This window comes from Pseudomonas sp. S2_C11, from assembly GCF_054668395.1.
This window is the reverse complement of sequence record NZ_CP162765.1, coordinates 4,606,298-4,627,806: the sequence shown is the minus strand read 5'-3', so window position 1 is coordinate 4,627,806 and position 21,509 is coordinate 4,606,298. Positions and strand designations below refer to the sequence as shown.

10 protein-coding genes, 2 tRNA genes and 3 rRNA genes are annotated in these 21,509 nt (G+C 58.7%); 13 read left to right on the top strand and 2 right to left on the bottom strand.

The features are described 5' to 3' along the window. The first annotated feature begins 332 nt into the window (after positions 1-332). The 11 genes from AB4N48_RS20950 (at position 333) to AB4N48_RS20900 (ending at position 17,405) form a co-directional block, all read left to right on the top strand. Positions 333-1,869: ribosomal RNA gene (locus tag AB4N48_RS20950) — 16S ribosomal RNA — on the top strand. 123 nt (positions 1,870-1,992) lie between these two features. After that, positions 1,993-2,069: transfer RNA gene (locus AB4N48_RS20945), tRNA-Ile, on the top strand. Positions 2,070-2,079: 10 nt separating this feature from the next. Then, a tRNA-Ala gene (locus AB4N48_RS20940) sits at positions 2,080-2,155 on the top strand. A gap of 238 nt (positions 2,156-2,393) precedes the next feature. Continuing rightward, a 23S ribosomal RNA gene (locus AB4N48_RS20935) occupies positions 2,394-5,287 on the top strand. Positions 5,288-5,441: 154 nt separating this feature from the next. Beyond that, positions 5,442-5,557 (top strand): 5S ribosomal RNA (gene rrf / locus AB4N48_RS20930). The 16S, 23S and 5S rRNA genes sit together here with 2 tRNA genes alongside, the layout of an rRNA operon. Before the next feature lie 153 nt (positions 5,558-5,710). Beyond that, the gene (recC, locus tag AB4N48_RS20925; RefSeq protein WP_460094250.1) at positions 5,711-9,163 is read left to right on the top strand and encodes an exodeoxyribonuclease V subunit gamma; all 3,453 of its coding nucleotides are present in this window, start codon (positions 5,711-5,713) and stop codon (positions 9,161-9,163) included. Beyond that, on the top strand, positions 9,160-12,846 hold the full coding sequence (recB, locus tag AB4N48_RS20920) for an exodeoxyribonuclease V subunit beta (RefSeq protein WP_460094248.1): 3,687 nt from the start codon (positions 9,160-9,162) through the stop codon (positions 12,844-12,846). The genes recC and recB overlap by 4 nt, the downstream gene beginning before the upstream one ends. Then, positions 12,843-14,951: an exodeoxyribonuclease V subunit alpha gene (gene recD, locus AB4N48_RS20915; protein WP_460094246.1), complete on the top strand. Its 2,109-nt coding sequence runs from the start codon at positions 12,843-12,845 to the stop codon at positions 14,949-14,951. Before recB ends, recD begins: the two co-directional genes overlap by 4 nt. Positions 14,952-15,070: 119 nt before the next feature. Beyond that, positions 15,071-15,640: a YfiR family protein gene (locus tag AB4N48_RS20910; protein ID WP_024011482.1), complete on the top strand. Its 570-nt coding sequence runs from the start codon at positions 15,071-15,073 to the stop codon at positions 15,638-15,640. Then, entirely contained in the window at positions 15,637-16,905 is a 1,269-nt protein-coding gene (locus AB4N48_RS20905) for a diguanylate cyclase domain-containing protein (RefSeq protein ID WP_076565622.1), read from the top strand. The genes AB4N48_RS20910 and AB4N48_RS20905 overlap by 4 nt, the downstream gene beginning before the upstream one ends. After that, a complete protein-coding gene (locus AB4N48_RS20900; RefSeq protein WP_460094245.1) occupies positions 16,905-17,405 on the top strand; it encodes an OmpA family protein in 501 nt (166 codons plus the stop codon). Before AB4N48_RS20905 ends, AB4N48_RS20900 begins: the two co-directional genes overlap by 1 nt. Here AB4N48_RS20900 and AB4N48_RS20895 read toward each other — a convergent pair. Next, positions 17,402-18,349, bottom strand: a complete 948-nt coding sequence (locus tag AB4N48_RS20895) for a LysR family transcriptional regulator (protein WP_016771799.1) — start codon at positions 18,347-18,349, stop codon at positions 17,402-17,404. The genes AB4N48_RS20900 and AB4N48_RS20895 overlap by 4 nt on opposite strands. A 149-nt stretch (positions 18,350-18,498) precedes the next feature. Here AB4N48_RS20895 and AB4N48_RS20890 point away from each other — a divergent pair, with 149 nt between their 5' ends. After that, positions 18,499-20,025 carry a CoA-acylating methylmalonate-semialdehyde dehydrogenase gene (locus AB4N48_RS20890; RefSeq protein ID WP_024011486.1) on the top strand — a complete coding sequence of 509 codons (1,527 nt, stop codon included), beginning with the start codon at positions 18,499-18,501 and terminating at the stop codon, positions 20,023-20,025. A gap of 10 nt (positions 20,026-20,035) precedes the next feature. Beyond that, positions 20,036-20,923, top strand: a complete 888-nt coding sequence (mmsB, locus tag AB4N48_RS20885) for a 3-hydroxyisobutyrate dehydrogenase (protein WP_042608810.1) — start codon at positions 20,036-20,038, stop codon at positions 20,921-20,923. Positions 20,924-21,124: 201 nt separating this feature from the next. On the opposite strand, the gene AB4N48_RS20880 is transcribed toward mmsB, so the two are convergent. Next, positions 21,125-21,475 (bottom strand): cupin domain-containing protein, encoded by a 351-nt coding sequence (locus AB4N48_RS20880; protein WP_016770579.1) that lies wholly within the window; start codon positions 21,473-21,475, stop codon positions 21,125-21,127. Positions 21,476-21,509 lie beyond the last annotated feature (34 nt).

The window sequence follows — 21,509 nt, the reverse complement described above, 5'->3', positions numbered from 1 at the left end:
ACAGCAGCGATTAACGCTGTAGAATTCGCCTCCCGCTAACGAGAGATCGGAAGCGCAAGTGGTTGAAGTTGTTGAAGAATTCTTCGAAAACTTCTGAAAATAATCACTTGACAGCAAATGAGGCTGCTGTAGAATGCGCGCCTCGGTTGAGACGAAAGATCTTAACCAACCGCTCTTTAACAACTGAATCAAGCAATTCGTGTGGGTGCTTGTGCAGTCAGACTGGTAGTCAACAAGATTATCAGCATCACAAGTTACTCCGCGAGAAATCAAAGATGTAACCAACGATTGCTGAGCCAAGTTTAGGGTTTCTTAAAAACCCAAAGATGTTTGAACTGAAGAGTTTGATCATGGCTCAGATTGAACGCTGGCGGCAGGCCTAACACATGCAAGTCGAGCGGATGAGAGGAGCTTGCTCCTGGATTCAGCGGCGGACGGGTGAGTAATGCCTAGGAATCTGCCTGGTAGTGGGGGACAACGTTTCGAAAGGAACGCTAATACCGCATACGTCCTACGGGAGAAAGCAGGGGACCTTCGGGCCTTGCGCTATCAGATGAGCCTAGGTCGGATTAGCTAGTTGGTGAGGTAATGGCTCACCAAGGCGACGATCCGTAACTGGTCTGAGAGGATGATCAGTCACACTGGAACTGAGACACGGTCCAGACTCCTACGGGAGGCAGCAGTGGGGAATATTGGACAATGGGCGAAAGCCTGATCCAGCCATGCCGCGTGTGTGAAGAAGGTCTTCGGATTGTAAAGCACTTTAAGTTGGGAGGAAGGGTTGTAGATTAATACTCTGCAATTTTGACGTTACCGACAGAATAAGCACCGGCTAACTCTGTGCCAGCAGCCGCGGTAATACAGAGGGTGCAAGCGTTAATCGGAATTACTGGGCGTAAAGCGCGCGTAGGTGGTTTGTTAAGTTGGATGTGAAATCCCCGGGCTCAACCTGGGAACTGCATCCAAAACTGGCAAGCTAGAGTATGGTAGAGGGTGGTGGAATTTCCTGTGTAGCGGTGAAATGCGTAGATATAGGAAGGAACACCAGTGGCGAAGGCGACCACCTGGACTGATACTGACACTGAGGTGCGAAAGCGTGGGGAGCAAACAGGATTAGATACCCTGGTAGTCCACGCCGTAAACGATGTCAACTAGCCGTTGGGAGCCTTGAGCTCTTAGTGGCGCAGCTAACGCATTAAGTTGACCGCCTGGGGAGTACGGCCGCAAGGTTAAAACTCAAATGAATTGACGGGGGCCCGCACAAGCGGTGGAGCATGTGGTTTAATTCGAAGCAACGCGAAGAACCTTACCAGGCCTTGACATCCAATGAACTTTCCAGAGATGGATTGGTGCCTTCGGGAACATTGAGACAGGTGCTGCATGGCTGTCGTCAGCTCGTGTCGTGAGATGTTGGGTTAAGTCCCGTAACGAGCGCAACCCTTGTCCTTAGTTACCAGCACGTAATGGTGGGCACTCTAAGGAGACTGCCGGTGACAAACCGGAGGAAGGTGGGGATGACGTCAAGTCATCATGGCCCTTACGGCCTGGGCTACACACGTGCTACAATGGTCGGTACAAAGGGTTGCCAAGCCGCGAGGTGGAGCTAATCCCATAAAACCGATCGTAGTCCGGATCGCAGTCTGCAACTCGACTGCGTGAAGTCGGAATCGCTAGTAATCGCGAATCAGAATGTCGCGGTGAATACGTTCCCGGGCCTTGTACACACCGCCCGTCACACCATGGGAGTGGGTTGCACCAGAAGTAGCTAGTCTAACCTTCGGGGGGACGGTTACCACGGTGTGATTCATGACTGGGGTGAAGTCGTAACAAGGTAGCCGTAGGGGAACCTGCGGCTGGATCACCTCCTTAATCGACGACATCAGCTGCTGCATGAGCTCCCACACGAATTGCTTGATTCATTGAAGAAGACGATAGAAGCAGCTTTAAGCTCCAAGCTGATAGCTCTGAGCTAACAGTTACAAGCTCGAAATTGGGTCTGTAGCTCAGTTGGTTAGAGCGCACCCCTGATAAGGGTGAGGTCGGCAGTTCGAATCTGCCCAGACCCACCAATTTTGTTATGGGGCCATAGCTCAGCTGGGAGAGCGCCTGCCTTGCACGCAGGAGGTCAGCGGTTCGATCCCGCTTGGCTCCACCATAAACTGCTTCGAAGTTTGAGAGTTTAGAAATGAATATTCGAGCTGAATATTGATTTCTAGTCTTTTGATTAGATCGTTCTTTAAAAATTTGGGTATGTGATAGAAAGATAGACTGAACGTTACTTTCACTGGTAACGGATCAGGCTAAGGTAAAATTTGTGAGTTCTCTTAGTTGAGAAATTCGAATTTTCGGCGAATGTCGTCTTCACAGTATAACCAGATTGCTTGGGGTTATATGGTCAAGTGAAGAAGCGCATACGGTGGATGCCTTGGCAGTCAGAGGCGATGAAAGACGTGGTAGCCTGCGAAAAGCTTCGGGGAGTCGGCAAACAGACTTTGATCCGGAGATGTCTGAATGGGGGAACCCAGCCATCATAAGATGGTTATCTTGTACTGAATACATAGGTGCAAGAGGCGAACCAGGGGAACTGAAACATCTAAGTACCCTGAGGAAAAGAAATCAACCGAGATTCCCTTAGTAGTGGCGAGCGAACGGGGACTAGCCCTTAAGTGGCTTTGAGATTAGCGGAACGCTCTGGAAAGTGCGGCCATAGTGGGTGATAGCCCTGTACGCGAAAATCTCTTAGTCATGAAATCGAGTAGGACGGAGCACGAGAAACTTTGTCTGAATATGGGGGGACCATCCTCCAAGGCTAAATACTACTGACTGACCGATAGTGAACTAGTACCGTGAGGGAAAGGCGAAAAGAACCCCGGAGAGGGGAGTGAAATAGATCCTGAAACCGTATGCGTACAAGCAGTGGGAGCAGACTTTGTTCTGTGACTGCGTACCTTTTGTATAATGGGTCAGCGACTTATTTTCAGTGGCGAGCTTAACCGAATAGGGGAGGCGTAGCGAAAGCGAGTCTTAATAGGGCGTCTAGTCGCTGGGAATAGACCCGAAACCGGGCGATCTATCCATGGGCAGGTTGAAGGTTAGGTAACACTGACTGGAGGACCGAACCGACTACCGTTGAAAAGTTAGCGGATGACCTGTGGATCGGAGTGAAAGGCTAATCAAGCTCGGAGATAGCTGGTTCTCCTCGAAAGCTATTTAGGTAGCGCCTCATGTATCACTGTAGGGGGTAGAGCACTGTTTCGGCTAGGGGGTCATCCCGACTTACCAAACCGATGCAAACTCCGAATACCTACAAGTGCCGAGCATGGGAGACACACGGCGGGTGCTAACGTCCGTCGTGAAAAGGGAAACAACCCAGACCGTCAGCTAAGGTCCCAAAGTTATGGTTAAGTGGGAAACGATGTGGGAAGGCTTAGACAGCTAGGAGGTTGGCTTAGAAGCAGCCACCCTTTAAAGAAAGCGTAATAGCTCACTAGTCGAGTCGGCCTGCGCGGAAGATGTAACGGGGCTCAAACCATACACCGAAGCTACGGGTATCACCTTCGGGTGATGCGGTAGAGGAGCGTTCTGTAAGCCTGTGAAGGTGAGTTGAGAAGCTTGCTGGAGGTATCAGAAGTGCGAATGCTGACATGAGTAACGACAATGGGTGTGAAAAACACCCACGCCGAAAGACCAAGGTTTCCTGCGCAACGTTAATCGACGCAGGGTTAGTCGGTCCCTAAGGCGAGGCTGAAAAGCGTAGTCGATGGAAAACAGGTTAATATTCCTGTACTTCTGGTTATTGCGATGGAGGGACGGAGAAGGCTAGGCCAGCTTGGCGTTGGTTGTCCAAGTTTAAGGTGGTAGGCTGAGATCTTAGGTAAATCCGGGATCTTAAGGCCGAGAGCTGATGACGAGTTACCCTTTGGGTGACGAAGTGGTTGATGCCATGCTTCCAAGAAAAGCTTCTAAGCTTCAGGTAACCAGGAACCGTACCCCAAACCGACACAGGTGGTTGGGTAGAGAATACCAAGGCGCTTGAGAGAACTCGGGTGAAGGAACTAGGCAAAATGGCACCGTAACTTCGGGAGAAGGTGCGCCGGTGAGGGTGAAGGACTTGCTCCGTAAGCTCATGCCGGTCGAAGATACCAGGCCGCTGCGACTGTTTATTAAAAACACAGCACTCTGCAAACACGAAAGTGGACGTATAGGGTGTGACGCCTGCCCGGTGCCGGAAGGTTAATTGATGGGGTTAGCTAACGCGAAGCTCTTGATCGAAGCCCCGGTAAACGGCGGCCGTAACTATAACGGTCCTAAGGTAGCGAAATTCCTTGTCGGGTAAGTTCCGACCTGCACGAATGGCGTAACGATGGCGGCGCTGTCTCCACCCGAGACTCAGTGAAATTGAAATCGCTGTGAAGATGCAGTGTATCCGCGGCTAGACGGAAAGACCCCGTGAACCTTTACTATAGCTTTGCACTGGACTTTGAATTTGCTTGTGTAGGATAGGTGGGAGGCTTTGAAGCGTGGACGCCAGTTCGCGTGGAGCCATCCTTGAAATACCACCCTGGCAACTTTGAGGTTCTAACTCAGGTCCGTTATCCGGATCGAGGACAGTGTATGGTGGGTAGTTTGACTGGGGCGGTCTCCTCCTAAAGAGTAACGGAGGAGTACGAAGGTGCGCTCAGACCGGTCGGAAATCGGTCGTAGAGTATAAAGGCAAAAGCGCGCTTGACTGCGAGACAGACACGTCGAGCAGGTACGAAAGTAGGTCTTAGTGATCCGGTGGTTCTGTATGGAAGGGCCATCGCTCAACGGATAAAAGGTACTCCGGGGATAACAGGCTGATACCGCCCAAGAGTTCATATCGACGGCGGTGTTTGGCACCTCGATGTCGGCTCATCACATCCTGGGGCTGAAGCCGGTCCCAAGGGTATGGCTGTTCGCCATTTAAAGTGGTACGCGAGCTGGGTTTAGAACGTCGTGAGACAGTTCGGTCCCTATCTGCCGTGGACGTTTGAGATTTGAGAGGGGCTGCTCCTAGTACGAGAGGACCGGAGTGGACGAACCTCTGGTGTTCCGGTTGTCACGCCAGTGGCATTGCCGGGTAGCTATGTTCGGGAAAGATAACCGCTGAAAGCATCTAAGCGGGAAACTTGCCTCAAGATGAGATCTCACTGGAACCTTGAGTTCCCTGAAGGGCCGTCGAAGACTACGACGTTGATAGGTTGGGTGTGTAAGCGCTGTGAGGCGTTGAGCTAACCAATACTAATTGCCCGTGAGGCTTGACCATATAACACCCAAGCAATTTGCTGACCTGAAAAGGCACCAGATTGCGGTGTGTGAAGACGAAACGAACCGAAAGTTCGAAGTTCACAAACACCTAGCTGTCACATACCCAATTTGCTGAAGCGAGGCCATCCGGTCCCGAGTCAGTACCCGAATTTCTTGACGACCATAGAGCGTTGGAACCACCTGATCCCATCCCGAACTCAGCAGTGAAACGATGCATCGCCGATGGTAGTGTGGGGTTTCCCCATGTGAGAGTAGGTCATCGTCAAGATTAAATTCCGAAACCCCAATTGCGAAAGCAGTTGGGGTTTTGTTTTGCCTGCGAGAAAGTTCTTACAGGCTTCGCAGACCTCGTCCGGCTGTCACAGCCGGCCGACAATGCTAAGGTTCTGCCTCGGCTTTAGCGATTTTCCAAGGAATCCATATGTCGGACGCCCAGTCCCTCAACGCTGCATTCATGGTGGTTCAGAGCAACAGTCTCGATGAGCTGCGCAGTCTTGTGGTCAGCATCATGCGGCGCTACCCACTGGCACCCTTGGAAAACGAAATCGCTTTGGTGCAAAGCAACGGCATCGCCCAATGGCTCAAACTCGCATTGGCCGAAGATCCTGAAGACGATGACCTTGGCGGTTGCGGGATCGCTGCGGCGATTGACGTTCAACTACCCGGCAGTTTCATGTGGCAGCTGTATCGCATGGTATTGGGACGAGAAGAAATTCCGGCGAAATCCCTGCTCGATAAAGCTCCGCTGACCTGGCGTCTGATGCGCCTCTTGCCACAGGTAATCGATCGCCCCCATTTCGAGCCGCTGCAACGCTTCCTCACTCACGACAGCGATCTGCGCAAGCGCTATCAGTTGTCAGAGCGTCTAGCCGATCTGTTCGACCAATATCAGGTCTACCGGGCTGACTGGCTGGAAGATTGGGCTGAGGGGCGTCATCAACTGCGCAATGTGCGAGGTGAAATCAAGCCTCTGCCAGCGACCAGTTGCTGGCAGGCAGAGTTGTGGCGAGCGCTGCTGGATGACGTCGGCGAACAAGGCATGGCGCAGAGTCGTGCCGGCGTGCATCAACGTTTCATGGAGCGCATCAACATACTCGACAAGGCCCCGGCTGCGCTGCCGCCGCGCGTGATCGTCTTTGGCATTTCTTCATTGCCCGCACAAGTTCTTGAAGCGCTCGCCGGTCTGGCGCGCTTCAGTCAGGTTCTGCTTTGCGTACACAACCCCTGTCGCCATCACTGGGCCGATATCGTCGCCGACAAGGACCTGCTGCGACATCAATACAAGCGGCAACAACGCAAAAGCGGGATGCCAGTGGTCCTTGATGCCGAGACCCTGCATCAGCATGCACATCCTTTGCTGGCCGCTTGGGGCAAACAAGGTCGCGACTATATCAACCTGCTCGACAGCTACGACGATCCCAACAGCTACCGCGCAGCCTTTCGTGACGGCCGCATCGACCTGTTCAGCGAAGCCCAGCCGCACAACATGCTTAACCAGCTTCAGGATGACATTCTGGAGTTACGTCCCCTCAACGAGACACGCGAACTCTGGCCTGCGGTTGATGCAACCCAAGACCATTCAATACGTTTCCACATCGCCCACAGTGCCCAGCGTGAAGTCGAAATCCTGCACGATCAACTCCTGGCGCGTTTCAGCGCCGACCCGGCTCTACGCCCACGGGACGTGATCGTGATGGTCCCGGATATCGACAGCTATGCCCCGCATATCCGCGCGGTTTTCGGTCAGCTCGATCGATTTGACCCGCGCTTCATTCCGTTCACTTTGGCGGACCAGGGCCAGCGAGGACGTGATCCATTACTGATCGCCGTCGAGCACCTGCTCAAGCTGCCGGACAGCCGTTTCCCGGTCAGCGAGATCCTCGACCTGCTCGATGTTCCAGCTCTGCGTACTCGCTTTGGCGTAGAGGAACGTGACCTGCCAACTCTGCACCGCTGGATCGAGGGCGCCGGCGTGCGTTGGGGCATGAGTGCCGAACAACGGGCCGGTCTCGGATTGCCTGAGGAACTGGAGCAGAACAGCTGGCATTTCGGTCTACGCCGAATGCTGCTGGGCTACGCCGTCGGCAGTGCCGATGCATGTGCAGGTATCGAGCCTTACGACGAAATTGGTGGACTTGATGCTGCCCTGATCGGGCCATTGGTTGCGCTGCTGGATGCCTTGGAAATCGCTCATCAGCAACTCACTCAACCGGCTCAACCGAAAGAGTGGGGGCTGCGCTTGCAGGCGCTGATGCAGGTGTTCTTTCAGGCGAGCAACGAGCACGACGACTACCTGCTGACCCAGCTCGAAGAGCTTCGCGAGACCTGGCTGGAAACCTGCGAGGCGGTCGGCCTGACTGACGAATTGCCGCTGACTGTTGTGCGCGAAGCCTGGCTCGCCGGGCTCGATCAGGGCCGATTGTCGCAACGATTCCTCGCCGGTGCGGTGAATTTCTGCACCTTGATGCCGATGCGTGCCATTCCTTTCAAACTGGTTTGTCTGCTGGGCATGAACGACGGCGATTATCCGCGCGCGCAGCCGCCGCTGGACTTCGATCTGATGGGCAGTGATTACCGCCCAGGCGACCGCTCACGACGTGAAGACGACCGTTACCTGTTACTCGAAGCGCTGTTATCCGCACGCACTCAGCTCTATATCAGTTGGGTCGGTCGCAGCATTCGCGACAACAGCGAACGACCCGCCTCGGTGCTCATCGGCCAGTTGCGCGATCACCTCGCCAGCGGCTGGCGTTCAATCGACCCAATCCAGGATCTGTTGGACGCGCTGACCGAAGAACACCCCTTGCAACCTTTCAGTGCCCGCTATTTCCACGAAGGCGAGCAAATGTTCAGCTACGCCAGCGAGTGGCAGGTGTTACATCAAGAGAAAGCGCAGCAAAGCGAAGCACCGTTACTCGCGCCATATGTTCAAGATGAACCGTTGACGCTGGCATTGCTGCAGGACTTTCTGCGTAATCCGGTTCGGCATTTTTTCACACAACGTCTCAAGGTCTATTTCGAGGCTGCGCAAGCGCCGTTGGCCGATGAAGAACCTTTCGTGCTGGACGCGCTACAGCGCTACACGCTGAGCGACAGTTTGCTGGAAGCCGCACTCAGTCAGCCGGACGATGTCGATCAGGCACTGCACGCCCGGGCGCTGCGCCTGCAAAACAGTGGTTTGTTGCCGATGGCGGGTTTTGGCGAGTGTCTGCAGCGAGAGTTGATCGAACCGCTACCGGATCTTCTGCAGCGTTATCAACAGTTGCTGACGTTATGGCCGACGCCGTTGACCAGTGCGATCCCGGTCAGTCTCGACCTGCAGGGTTCGCGGCTGGAGGGCTGGCTCGCAAACCTGCATCAACGCGCCGATGGCGGTCTGCTGTCGGTCACGACCATTCCCAACAGCATCGGCTCAATCAAAACTCGCAAGTGGCATCGGCTGACCAAACCGTGGGTTACCCATCTGGTCGCCTGCGCCAGCGAGCATGCGCTGACCACGGCATTGGTCGCCGGTGACGACACGTTGTTGCTGGAGCCAATGGAGCGAGACCGAGCGTTGCGTTTGCTCGGTGACCTGCTTCTTGCGTGGCAATCAGGCATGCGCCAACCCTTGCCGATTGCGATAAAAACCGCGTTCGCCTGGTTGTCTCAAACTGACCCGGTCAAAGCCGAAGCAGCTGCGCGAAAAGCCTATGACGGTGACGGCCAGACCAGCAACGGCGAGCGGCGTGAAAGCCCGGCACTGCTCCGGCAATATCCCGACTTCGATGCATTGTTGGCAGACGAAACCTTCACCGGCTGGTGCGACGCGTTGTACCGCCCATTATTCGAAGCGCCGTGGCGTTCCTTGTCCAGCGAAGGTGCGCGCGCATGAGTACGAAAACACCGTTGGCTCTGGCCTTCCCGTTGCGCGGCAGTCAGTTGATCGAGGCAAGCGCCGGCACCGGCAAAACCTTTACGATCTCGGCACTTTATCTGCGGCTGATTCTCGGTCATGGCGGGGAGACAAGCGGTTTCGCACGCGAACTGCTGCCGCCGCAGATCCTCGTAGTGACGTTTACCGACGCTGCCACCAAAGAGCTGCGTGAACGGATTCGGACACGCTTGGCTGAGGCCGCGCGGTTCTTCCGCGACGAAATTGTTGCCCCGGACGGACTGATTGCCGAGCTGCGCGATCAGTTCGATCCGCAACAATGGCCAGGCTGTGCCAACCGCCTCGATATCGCCGCGCAGTGGATGGACGAAGCCGCCGTCTCGACCATTCACAGCTGGTGTCAGCGCATGCTGCGCGAGCATGCGTTCGACAGCGGCAGCCTCTTCACGCAATCCCTGGAAACCGATCACAGTGATCTGCTTGGCGAAGTGTTGCGCGATTACTGGCGACTGTTCTGCTACCCGATGCAGGGCGATGCGCTGAACTGGGTGCGCAGCAATTGGGGTGGCCCTGCCGCGTTGTTGCCTCGGGTACGCGGCTTGTTCGCCAGCGAGCGTGACACCGATGAAGGCAAGGTGCCTGCGGAGCTGATCGCCGAATGTTTGCTGGAGCGGCGAGCGGCGTTGGTCGAACTGAAAATGCCTTGGCGTGACTGGGCAGACGAGCTGCTTGCTCTCTGCCATGAAGGCGTCGCCAGCAAAACCGTCGATGGCCGCAAAATGCAGGCGCGTTATTTCGAGCCCTGGTTCGAGAAACTCAAGACCTGGGCCGAAGACGAGTCGCTTGAGCAACTGGACATAGGCACCGGCTTCACCCGATTGACACCCGATGGCATGGCCGAGGCCTGGAAAGGCCAGGCTCCCAGTCATCCGGGGCTGGACGCCATGTCCGGACTCAAGTCGAGCCTGGATGCCTTGCCGACGCCCGATGCTGCTGTTCTGCAACACGCTGCCAAGTGGGTCGGCGCGCGTTTTGAAGAAGAGAAGCGTCGCCGCGCGGAAATGGGGTTCGACGACATGTTGCTGCGTCTGGATGCCGCGCTGCAATCGGAGGGCGGCGAGCGTCTGGCAACGCTGATCCGCGAGCAGTTCCCGGTCGCGCTGATCGACGAATTCCAGGACACCGACCCGGTTCAGTACCGCATCTTCGAGAGCATTTACCGCATTGAAGACAATCACCCTGACACCGGCCTGTTCCTGATCGGCGACCCGAAGCAGGCGATCTATGCCTTTCGTGGTGCCGACATCTACACCTATCTGCGCGCACGTCAGGCCACTACCGGCCGTTTGCATACACTAGGCACCAACTTCCGCTCCAGCCACGGCATGGTGACAGCGGTCAATCACGTGTTCGAACGCGCCGAGTCCCGAGAGCAGGGACGCGGCGCGTTTTTGTTTCGCGAAAGAAATGGCGAAAACCCGGTACCGTTCCTCCCGGTCGAGTCTCAGGGACGCAAGGAAACGCTGCGGATTGCCGGGCAAGACGTCGCGGCACTCAATGTCTGGCTACTGCCTAGCGATCAGCCGCTGTCCGGCTCGGTTTATCGCCAGCAAATGGCCGCCGCCTGCGCCAGTCAAATCACCGCACTGCTCAATGGCGGGCAAAACGGTAGCGCTGGTTTTGTTCAGGGGGATGACTTCAGAGGTTTGCGTCCTTCGGATATTGCAATCCTCGTCCGCGACGGTAAAGAAGCCCAGGCCGTACGCGCTGAACTCGCCGCCAGAGGGGTGCGCAGTGTTTATCTCTCGGACAAGGATTCGGTGTTCGCAGCGCAAGAGGCGCACGACCTGCTGGCGTGGCTAAAGGCTTGCGCCGAACCCGATGTCGAGCGCTCGCTCAAGGCTGCGCTGGCCTGCACCACCCTGAACCTGCCGCTGATCGAGCTGGAGCGCCTGAACCAGGATGAAATGGTCTGGGAAGCCCGGGTCATGCAGTTCCGCAGCTATCGAGAGCTCTGGCGCAAGCAGGGTGTGCTGCCGATGTTGCGGCGCCTGCTTCACGACTTCCACCTGCCGCAAACCCTGATGCAGCGCAGCGACGGTGAGCGCGTACTGACCAACCTCTTGCACCTCTCGGAACTGATGCAGCAAGCCGCCGCTGAACTGGACGGCGAGCAAGCATTGATCCGCCATCTGGCCGAGCTGCTGGCACTGTCCGGTCAGGCCGGTGAAGAGCAGATTCTGCGTCTGGAAAGCGACGAGCAACTGGTCAAGGTGGTGACCATCCACAAATCCAAGGGCCTGGAATATCCGCTGGTATTCCTGCCATTCATTTGCTCGGCGAAACCGGTGGATGGCAGCCGCTTGCCGCTGCATTACCACGACGCTGCGGGCAAGGCGCAGATCAGCCTCAAGCCGACTCCCGAGTTGATCGCTCTGGCTGACGATGAGCGTCTGGCCGAAGATCTGCGTCTTCTGTATGTCGCATTAACGCGCGCGCAGCATGCCTGCTGGCTGGGCGTCACCGATCTCAAGCGCGGCAATAACAACAGCTCGGTGTTGCATCTGTCGGCGTTGGGTTACTTACTCGGTGGCGGTGCCGCTTTGGGCGAGTCCAGCGAATTGAATCGCTGGCTGCGCGATCTGCAGCAAGACTGCGCGGCGATTGGCATCGGCGAAATGCCTCAGCCCACTGATGAGCATTACCAGCCGCCGCGCAATGAAGCGGTGCTGCGAGCGACGCTACGGCCCAAGCGCAAAGCCAGTGAAAACTGGTGGATCGCGTCGTACAGCGCCCTGCGCATCAGCGACATAATGAGCATCGGCAGCGATGAAGCACCGGACAGTCCGCAGGCGCAAAAGCTCTTCGACGACGAGCGCCTCGACCCCGACGCACCCCGCGAAATCATCAGCGGTGGCGCCGATATCCACCGTTTTCCTCGCGGACCGAATCCCGGCACGTTTTTGCATGGCTTGCTCGAATGGGCGGGCGCTGAAGGTTTTGGGGTTACCCGCGAAGCGCTGGAAGATGCGATTGCCCGGCGCTGCAACTTGCGCGGCTGGCAAGGCTGGATTACCACGCTGACTGACTGGCTGCAACACTTGCTCAAGTCGCCGTTGCCGATCGCTGGCGGGCAACCGCCGGTGGTTCTTGAGCAGTTGAAGCAATACCGCGTCGAGATGGAGTTCTGGTTCGCCAGCCACAAAGTCGACGTGCTCAAGCTCGACGAACAGGTGCGCCAGCACACCCACAATGGCGTCGCTCGTGTTGCGGCAGAACCGGTGCAACTCAACGGCATGTTCAAGGGCTTTATCGACCTGACCTTCGAGCACGCAGGCCGTTATTACGTCGCCGATTACAAATCCAACTGGCTCGGCGTGGATGATCAGGCCTACACCGTGCAGGCCATGGAGCAGTCGATCCTCGACAACCGTTACGACCTGCAATACGTACTTTATCTGTTGGCACTGCATCGCCAGTTGAAAGCGCGGCTGGCGGATTACGATTACGACCGCCATGTCGGCGGGGCGCTGTATCTGTTTCTACGCGGTACGCGTGCGGAGAGTCGCGGCGTGTACTTCGTGCGTCCGCCACGGGAATTGATCGAACGCCTCGACCGGATGTTCCAGGGCAAACCCGAACCCAAGTCCGAACCCGCCTGGGAACAGGGAGTCCTGCTATGAGCCGCACATTCGCCGATCTGTTGCCGACGCCGCTGGAAGCGGACAGCCTGTCGAAACTCTCGCCGCTGACCCGCGCCGATGATTTGCTGTTGTTGCTGAGCCGTTGGGTCGAGCGCGGCTGGCTGCGCGCGCTGGACCGCGCCTTTGTCGCTTTCCTGCATGAACTCGGGCCCGAGACCGACCCGTTGGTGTTGCTGGCAGCGGCGTTGACCAGTCACCAGCTCGGCCATGGTCATGTGTGTCTGGACCTGTTTGAAACCCTCAAGGCGCCGGATTTTGCACTGTCATTGCCGCCCGAAGGCGACGTGCAGGGCGGTGTGTTGCTGCTGCCCTCGCAACTGCTCGAAACGCTCGATGGAGCCCATTGGTGCAAAGTGCTGGCAAGCAGTCCATTGGTGGCCCTGGCTGCTGACCCGAGTGAAACAGCGCAGACACGTCCATTGGTGCTGTCCTCGAAACGCCTGTACCTGCGCCGCTACTGGACCTACGAACGCCGCATCGATGCAGCGTTGCGCCAACGCTTGATGCAACAGGAGCCGACGCCGGATGATCTGCCGCAGCGTCTGAACGAATTGTTCGGCGGCGCGGAATCCGCAGCTGTCATCGATTGGCAAAAACTCGCCTGTGCTCTCGCTACGCGCAGCGCCTTCAGCATCATCACTGGCGGCCCGGGCACGGGGAAAACCACTACCGTGGTGCGCTTGCTCGCGTTGCTGCAGGCACCAGCCGTCGAGGCTGGCCATCCGCTGCGCATTCGTCTGGCGGCACCGACCGGCAAGGCCGCTGCGCGTTTGACCGAGTCGATCAGTCAGCAAGTGCAATCACTGCAAGTCGCCGAAGCGGTGCGCGCGGCGATCCCCAGCGACGTGACCACCGTGCACCGTCTGCTCGGCAGTCGACCGGGCACTCGCCACTTCCGTCACCATGCCGGCAACCGCCTGCCGCTGGATGTGCTGGTGGTCGACGAAGCTTCGATGATCGACCTGGAAATGATGGCCAACTTGCTCGACGCCATGCCGGCCCATGCTCGGCTGGTGCTGCTGGGCGACAAGGATCAACTGGCCTCGGTCGAGGCCGGTGCGGTGCTGGGCGATCTGTGCCGTGACGCCGAGGGCGGTTGGTACAGCCCGCAGACGCGGCAATGGCTGGAGTCAGTCAGTGGCGAGTCGTTGCAGGGCAGCGGTTTGCATGAAGACCGCGACGGCACCCACCCGCTGGCGCAGCAAGTCGTGATGCTGCGTCACTCGCGCCGTTTCGGCGAGGGCAGTGGCATCGGTCAGCTCGCGCGCCGGGTCAATCAGCAATTGGCCGACGAGGCGCGACAGTTGCTCGCGGCCGGCAGCTACGACGACGTGTATTCGTTACCGCTCAAAGGCGAACATGATCAGAAGCTCGAACGCCTGTTGCTCGAAGGTCACGGCAACGGCCCGCAAGGTTACCGCCATTACCTGAGCGTATTGCGCGATCAGCGTCCACCGTCAACGCGGCCACTTGAGCATGCGGACTGGATCGATTGGGCGCGCGAAGTCTTGCAGGCGTTCGACACGTTCCAGTTGCTGTGCGCGGTGCGCAAAGGGCCGTGGGGCGTTGAAGGTCTGAACCAGCGCATTACCGCTGCATTGCTCAAGGCGCGTCTGATCGAGAGCGATCAGCAGTGGTATGAAGGTCGGCCGGTGCTGATGACACGCAACGACTATGGTCTGGGCCTGATGAACGGCGACATCGGCATCGCCCTGAAACTGCCCGAGCGTGAAGGTGCAGAAATCGGCAAGACGGTTCTGCGCGTGGCCTTCCCGCGTAACGATGGTCAGGGCGGCGTGCGCTTCGTGTTGCCGAGTCGACTCAATGATGTCGAAACCGTGTACGCCATGACGGTGCACAAGTCCCAGGGTTCGGAGTTCGCCCACACGGCGCTGATCCTGCCGGATGCGTTGAACCCCGTGCTGACCAAAGAACTGATCTACACCGGAATCACTCGCGCCCGGCACTGGTTCACCTTGATCGAGCCGCGTGCCGGCGTGTTTGAAGAGGCGGTGCTGCGCAAGGTCAAGCGTCTGAGCGGGCTGATGCTGGAACTGGAAGAGGGCACCGAGCCTCCGGGATGAAGCGCTGAATGACCGACAACGAGTACTGACCAACCGGTCAGAGGCAGGCGCCTCGCTGGTGTTCTGGCGCTGTGCTATCGTTGCGGCATCATTTCGTTACGCTCCAAGAGAATCCCTCCATGAAGGTGGCCGTCTGGGCGACACAGCGTGTGGTGGCCTGCCAGCACGCATTGCTGATCGTTTTGCTCTGGTTGTTCACGGGCAGCGCCATCGCCCAAGCGCAAACCGGGCCGGCCGAGCAACGGGCCAAAGCGGTCACGCAAGTGGTTCTTGGCATCCTCAGTTACGCACGCTGGCCAGTGGAGCCGGCGCAATTGCGTCTGTGCATCGTCGGCCCCACCGAATACACCGATGACCTGGTCAAAGGCACCACCCAAGCCACGGGCCGGCCGGTGGCTGTGCGGCGTCTGCTGGCGGACAACCCGGGCATCGTCAGCGAATGCGATGCGGTGTACATCGGCAAGCTCACCGCCGATGAACGCAGTCGCCTGTTTGCATCGTTGATCGGGCATCCGGTGCTGAGCATCAGCGAAGCAGACGATCAATGCACCGTCGGCAGTCTGTTCTGCCTGCGCGTTGGCGATGAACAAGTGTCGTTCGAGGTCAATCTCGACTCCGTGGCTCGCAGTGGTGTGCGCATTCACCCCAGCGTGTTGCAGTTGTCCCGTCGCAAAGCGGCGGCGCCATGAAGCTGTTCAGTTGGAAGGCTCGCCCCACCCTTGGTTCGGTCATTGGCCGTGGGCATTTGATTGTCGCGCTGGTGGCGGTAGCGATGGCCAGTGTTTCGCTGACCTTGCTGGGCGTGCTCGCGCTGCGGGTGTATGCCGATCACAACCTGCACTTGATCGCCCGTTCGATCAGCTACACCGTCGAAGCGGCCGTCGTGTTCAATGACAAAGCGGCGGCAACCGAGGCGCTGGCGATCATCGCCGCCACTGAGGAAGTGGCAGATGCCCGAGTGCTCGACGCGCAAGGCCAATTGATCGCGCAATGGCAGCGCGTCGAGACCGGCTTGTTCTCCGAGCTGGAAATGCAGATCACCCGCGCTCTTCTGGAAAAACCGGTGAGCCTGCCGATTGAGCATCAGGACCGTGAAATCGGTCGCGTCCTGCTCATCGGCCACGGCGGCAGCCTGATGCGCTTCCTGCTCAGCGGCCTGGCCGGGATTGTGCTCTGCACCGCGATCAGCGCCTGGGTCGCGCTCTATCTGGCGCGGCGGCAGTTGCGCGCGATCATCGGCCCGTTGCACAGCCTCGCCGCCGTCGCCCACGCCGCGCGCAGTGAGCGAGCGCTGGATCGGCGCGTGCCGCCGGCGCAGATCGCTGAGCTGGATAATCTGGGCAACGACTTCAATGCCTTGCTCGGCGAACTCGAGTCGTGGCAAACCCATCTGCAAAACGAAAACGAAACTCTCGCTCACCAAGCGACCCACGACAGCCTCACCGGTTTGCCCAACCGCGCGTTTTTCGAAGGCCGCTTGATCCGCGCCTTGCGCAACGGCAAAAAACACGATGAGCGGGTCGCCGTGCTGTTTCTCGACAGCGACCGCTTCAAAGGCATCAACGATAACTTCGGCCACGCCTCGGGCGACGCAGTGCTGGTGGCCATCGCCAATCGCGTGCGAGCGCAATTGCGCGAGGATGATCTGGTCGCGCGGCTGGGTGGCGACGAGTTCGCCGTGCTGCTCGCGCCGCTGCACACGGTCGAAGACGCTGAGCACATCGCTGACAAGATTCTCGCCAGCATGGACATGCCGATCACCCTGCCCGGCGACAGCAGTGTGGTGACCTCGCTGAGTATCGGCATCGCCGTTTACCCCGATCATGGCGCCACGCCGGGTGCCTTGCTCAACGCAGCCGACGCGGCAATGTACCAGGCCAAGCGCCTGTCGCGTGGCGCGCAATTCACCGCCGGGTCGGAGCGCCCGGTCGATTCCGTTCATACCAGGAGCTGATGTCCGTGTTCACTCTTCCCGTTCGACTTTTTTCCGCATTGCTGATGATCGCCGCGCTGACCCTGAGCGGTTGCCAGACCACCCCACAGAAAGGCCTGACACCCGCGCAGGTCGCCGTGCTCAAACAGCAGGGTTTCGAGTTGACCGACGACGGTTGGGAGTTCGGCCTGTCGGGCAAAGTGTTGTTTGGCAGCGATGTCGAAAGCCTGAACGCAGCCAGCACGGAAATCGTCGAACGCATCGGCAAGGCGTTGCTCGGCGTGGGAATCGAGCGGGTGCGCGTCGATGGCCACACCGATGCGTCCGGCAAGGAAACCTACAATCAGCAACTGTCGCTGCGCCGGGCCAAGAGCGTCGCCAACGTCCTCGGTACGGTCGGCATGAAGCAGGAAAACATCCAGCTGCAAGGCCTGGGCAGCAGCGAACCGGTGGCTTCCAACGACACCGCAGCGGGGCGCACGGAAAATCGCCGGGTGTCGATCGTGGTCAGCGCCGACTAATCGGCAAAGCGCATCTCCCGCGTTTCACCCATCAACAACGCCTGATTGCGTTCAGTCACTTCGCGGATGTAATCCCACAACAACGTAATCCGCTTCAACTTGCGCAGATCCTCGCGGCAGTACATCCAGAACTGCCGGGTGATGTCGATTTCCTCCGGCAACACCGGCAGCAATCGTGGATCCTGCGCGGCGAGGAAGCACGGCAGGATTGCCAGCGAGCGGCCCTGCTGCGCGGCAACGTATTGCGCGATCACGCTGGTGCTGCGCAAGTTTGCGCTGGCGCCGGGCAGCACGTTGGCCAGGTAGAGCAGCTCCGAGCTGAACGCCAGGTCGTCCACATAACTGATGAATTGATGCTTGCTCAAATCGGCCGGGCGGCGGATCGGTGGGTGTTTGTCCAGATAGTCCTGGGTTGCGTACAGCTGCAAGCGGTAGTCGCAGAGTTTGCAGCAGACGTACGGCCCGTGCTCCGGCCGCTCGAGGGCGATGACGATGTCGGCCTCGCGCTTGGACAGGCTGATGAAGTGCGGCAGCGGCAGGATGTCCACCGAGATCGCCGGGTAGGCGTCGACGAAATGGCTCAGTTGCGGGGTGATGAAAAAACTGCCGAAGCCTTCGGTGCAGCCCATGCGCACGTGCCCGGACAGGGCCACGCCCGAGCCCGAAACCTGCTCGCAAGCCATGTGCAATGTGCTTTCGATCGACTCGGCATAACCGAGCAAGCGCTGGCCTTCAGTGGTCAGGACGAAGCCGCTGGTGCGGGATTTCTCGAACAGTAATGTGCCGAGCGCCGCTTCCAGCGAACTGATCCGTCGCGACACCGTGGTGTAGTCCACGGCCAGGCGTTTGGCGGCGGTGCTGGCCTTGCGGGTGCGGGCGACTTCAAGGAAAAACTTCAGGTCGTCCCAGTTCAGCGAGCCTAGCGAGGTGATGTTTTTTTGCATGATGGTCGGGCTTATATGTGCGTTCTTATTAGAAGTTTGCACATCTATACTCCAAAAACAGTCCGACAACCAATTCGTGACACACGCCTCATCTCAAGGCGAACCTTTCGCCTTGGCTCCTACGATAAAAACAAGTTCTGGAGACCAGCATGAACGCATCGCTTACGCCCAACGACACCACGCTGCAAAAGGTCAAACTGCTGATCGACGGCGAATGGGTCGAGTCGCAGACCACCGAGTGGCACGACATCGTCAACCCGGCCACCCAGCAAGTGCTGGCCAAGGTTCCGTTCGCCACCGCCGCTGAGGTCGATGCCGCTGTCAGCGCCGCCCAGCGCGCGTTCCAGACCTGGAAACTGACCCCGATCGGCGCGCGGATGCGCATCATGCTCAAGTTGCAAGCGCTGATCCGCGAGCACTCCAAGCGCATCGCAGTGGTCCTCAGCGCCGAGCAGGGCAAGACCATTGCTGATGCCGAAGGCGATATTTTCCGTGGCCTGGAAGTGGTCGAGCACGCGTGCTCGATCGGCACCCTGCAAATGGGTGAATTCGCCGAGAACGTCGCCGGCGGCGTCGACACTTACACCCTGCGCCAGCCGATCGGTGTGTGCGCCGGCATCACGCCGTTCAACTTCCCGGCGATGATTCCGCTGTGGATGTTCCCGATGGCGATCGCCTGCGGCAACACCTTCGTGCTCAAGCCGTCGGAACAGGATCCGCTGTCGACCATGCTGCTGGTGGAACTGGCCATTGAGGCTGGCGTTCCGGCGGGCGTGCTCAACGTCGTGCACGGCGGCAAGGATGTGGTCGATGGTCTGTGCACGCACAAGGACATCAAAGCCGTGTCGTTCGTCGGTTCGACCGCTGTCGGCACCCACGTTTATGACCTGGCCGGCAAACACGGCAAGCGCGTGCAGTCGATGATGGGCGCAAAAAACCACGCCGTGGTACTGCCGGACGCCAATCGCGAGCAAGCGCTGAATGCCTTGGTCGGCGCCGGTTTCGGTGCGGCCGGGCAACGTTGCATGGCCACGTCGGTGGTGGTGCTGGTCGGTGCCGCAAAACAGTGGCTGCCAGACCTGAAAGCACTGGCGCAAAAACTCAAGGTCAACGCCGGCAGCGAGCCAGGCACCGATGTCGGTCCGGTGATTTCGAAAAAGGCCAAGGCGCGGATTCTCGAACTGATCGAAAGCGGCATCAAGGAAGGCGCCAAGCTTGAACTCGATGGTCGTGACATCAGCGTGCCGGGTTATGAACAAGGCAATTTTGTCGGCCCGACCCTGTTCTCCGGTGTGACCACCGACATGCAGATCTACACCCAGGAAATCTTCGGCCCGGTGCTGGTGGTGCTGGAAGTCGACACCCTCGATCAGGCGATTGCGCTGGTCAACGCCAACCCGTTCGGCAACGGCACCGGCCTGTTCACCCAGAGCGGCGCGGCGGCGCGTAAATTCCAGACTGAAATCGACGTCGGTCAGGTCGGCATCAACATTCCGATTCCGGTGCCGGTACCGTTCTTCAGCTTCACCGGTTCGCGCGGTTCGAAACTCGGCGACCTCGGCCCGTACGGCAAGCAAGTGGTGCAGTTCTACACGCAGACCAAAACGGTCACGGCGCGCTGGTTCGATGACGACAGCGTCAACGACGGCGTGAACACCACCATCAACCTGCGCTGAGGATTCGATCATGAAAATCGCATTTATCGGGCTGGGCAACATGGGCGCGCCGATGGCGCGCAACCTGATCAAGGCCGGCCACTCGCTGAATCTGGTCGACCTGAACAAAACCGTGCTGGCGGAACTCGAGCAACTGGGCGGCACCATCCGCGCTTCGGCCCGCGAGGCGGCGGAAGATGCCGAACTGGTGATCACCATGCTCCCGGCCGCGGTGCATGTGCGCAGTGTCTGGCTGGGTGAAGAGGGCGTGCTCGCCGGCATTCGCCAAGGCGTGCCGGCGGTGGATTGCAGCACCATCGATCCGCAGACCGCCCGCGACGTCGCAGCGGCCGCCGCCAAACAAGGCGTGGCCATGGCCGATGCGCCGGTCTCCGGCGGCACTGGCGGTGCGACGGCTGGGACGCTGACCTTTATGGTCGGCGCTACCCCGGAACTGTTCGCCACCCTGCAACCGGTGCTGGCGCAGATGGGCCGCAACATTGTGCATTGCGGTGAAGTCGGCACCGGCCAGATCGCCAAGATCTGCAACAACCTGCTGCTGGCGATTTCGATGGTCGGCGTCAGTGAGGCGATGGCGTTGGGCGATGCGCTGGGGATCGACACCGGCGTGTTGGCCGGGATCATCAACAGCTCCACCGGCCGCTGCTGGAGTTCGGAGATGTACAACCCGTGGCCGGGCATCGTCGAAACGGCGCCGGCCTCGCGCGGTTATACCGGCGGGTTCGGTGCAGAACTGATGCTCAAGGATCTCGGGCTGGCGACGGAAGCGGCGCGGCAGGCGCATCAACCGGTGGTGCTCGGCGCGGTGGCACAGCAGTTGTATCAGGCGATGAGTCAGCGCGGTGACGGTGGGAAAGACTTCTCGGCGATCATCAACAGCTATCGCAAGCCGCAGTAACGCGATCAGCCCTTTGTGGGGAGGGGGTTTATCCCCGTTGGGTTGCGCAGCAGCCCCCTACATTGTGTCAGGCAAACCGAGTGCTCAGGGTTTGCGACTGCTGCGCAGTCGAGCGGGGATAAATCCCCTCGCCACAGGTTTTTAGCAACGCCGGGATATTTGCCGGGAAATCATGTCGGGTGATTTCCCGGCTTTTTTGCATCAGGCGAAGACGAAGTATTTGCGCACGGTCTCGACCACTTCCCACGTGCCTTTCATACCCGGCTCAACCACGAAGATATCGCCCGCGCGCAGATGAATCGGCGCCATGCCGTCCGGGGTGATCACGCAGTAGCCTTCCTGGAAATGGCAGTACTCCCACTTCACATAATCGACGCGCCACTTGCCCGGTGTGCAGATCCAGGTGCCCATGATCTTGCTGCCGTCTTCGCTGGTGTAGGCATTGAGGTTGACGGTGTGCGGGTCGCCTTCGAGTTTTTCCCATTTGCAGGCGTCGAGTACCGGCAGCGGGTGGGTGTCGCGCAGAACGGTGATAGGGGCGGTCGCGGTCATGAGGGACTCCGGGCAGGTGGACTTGAGAATTGAA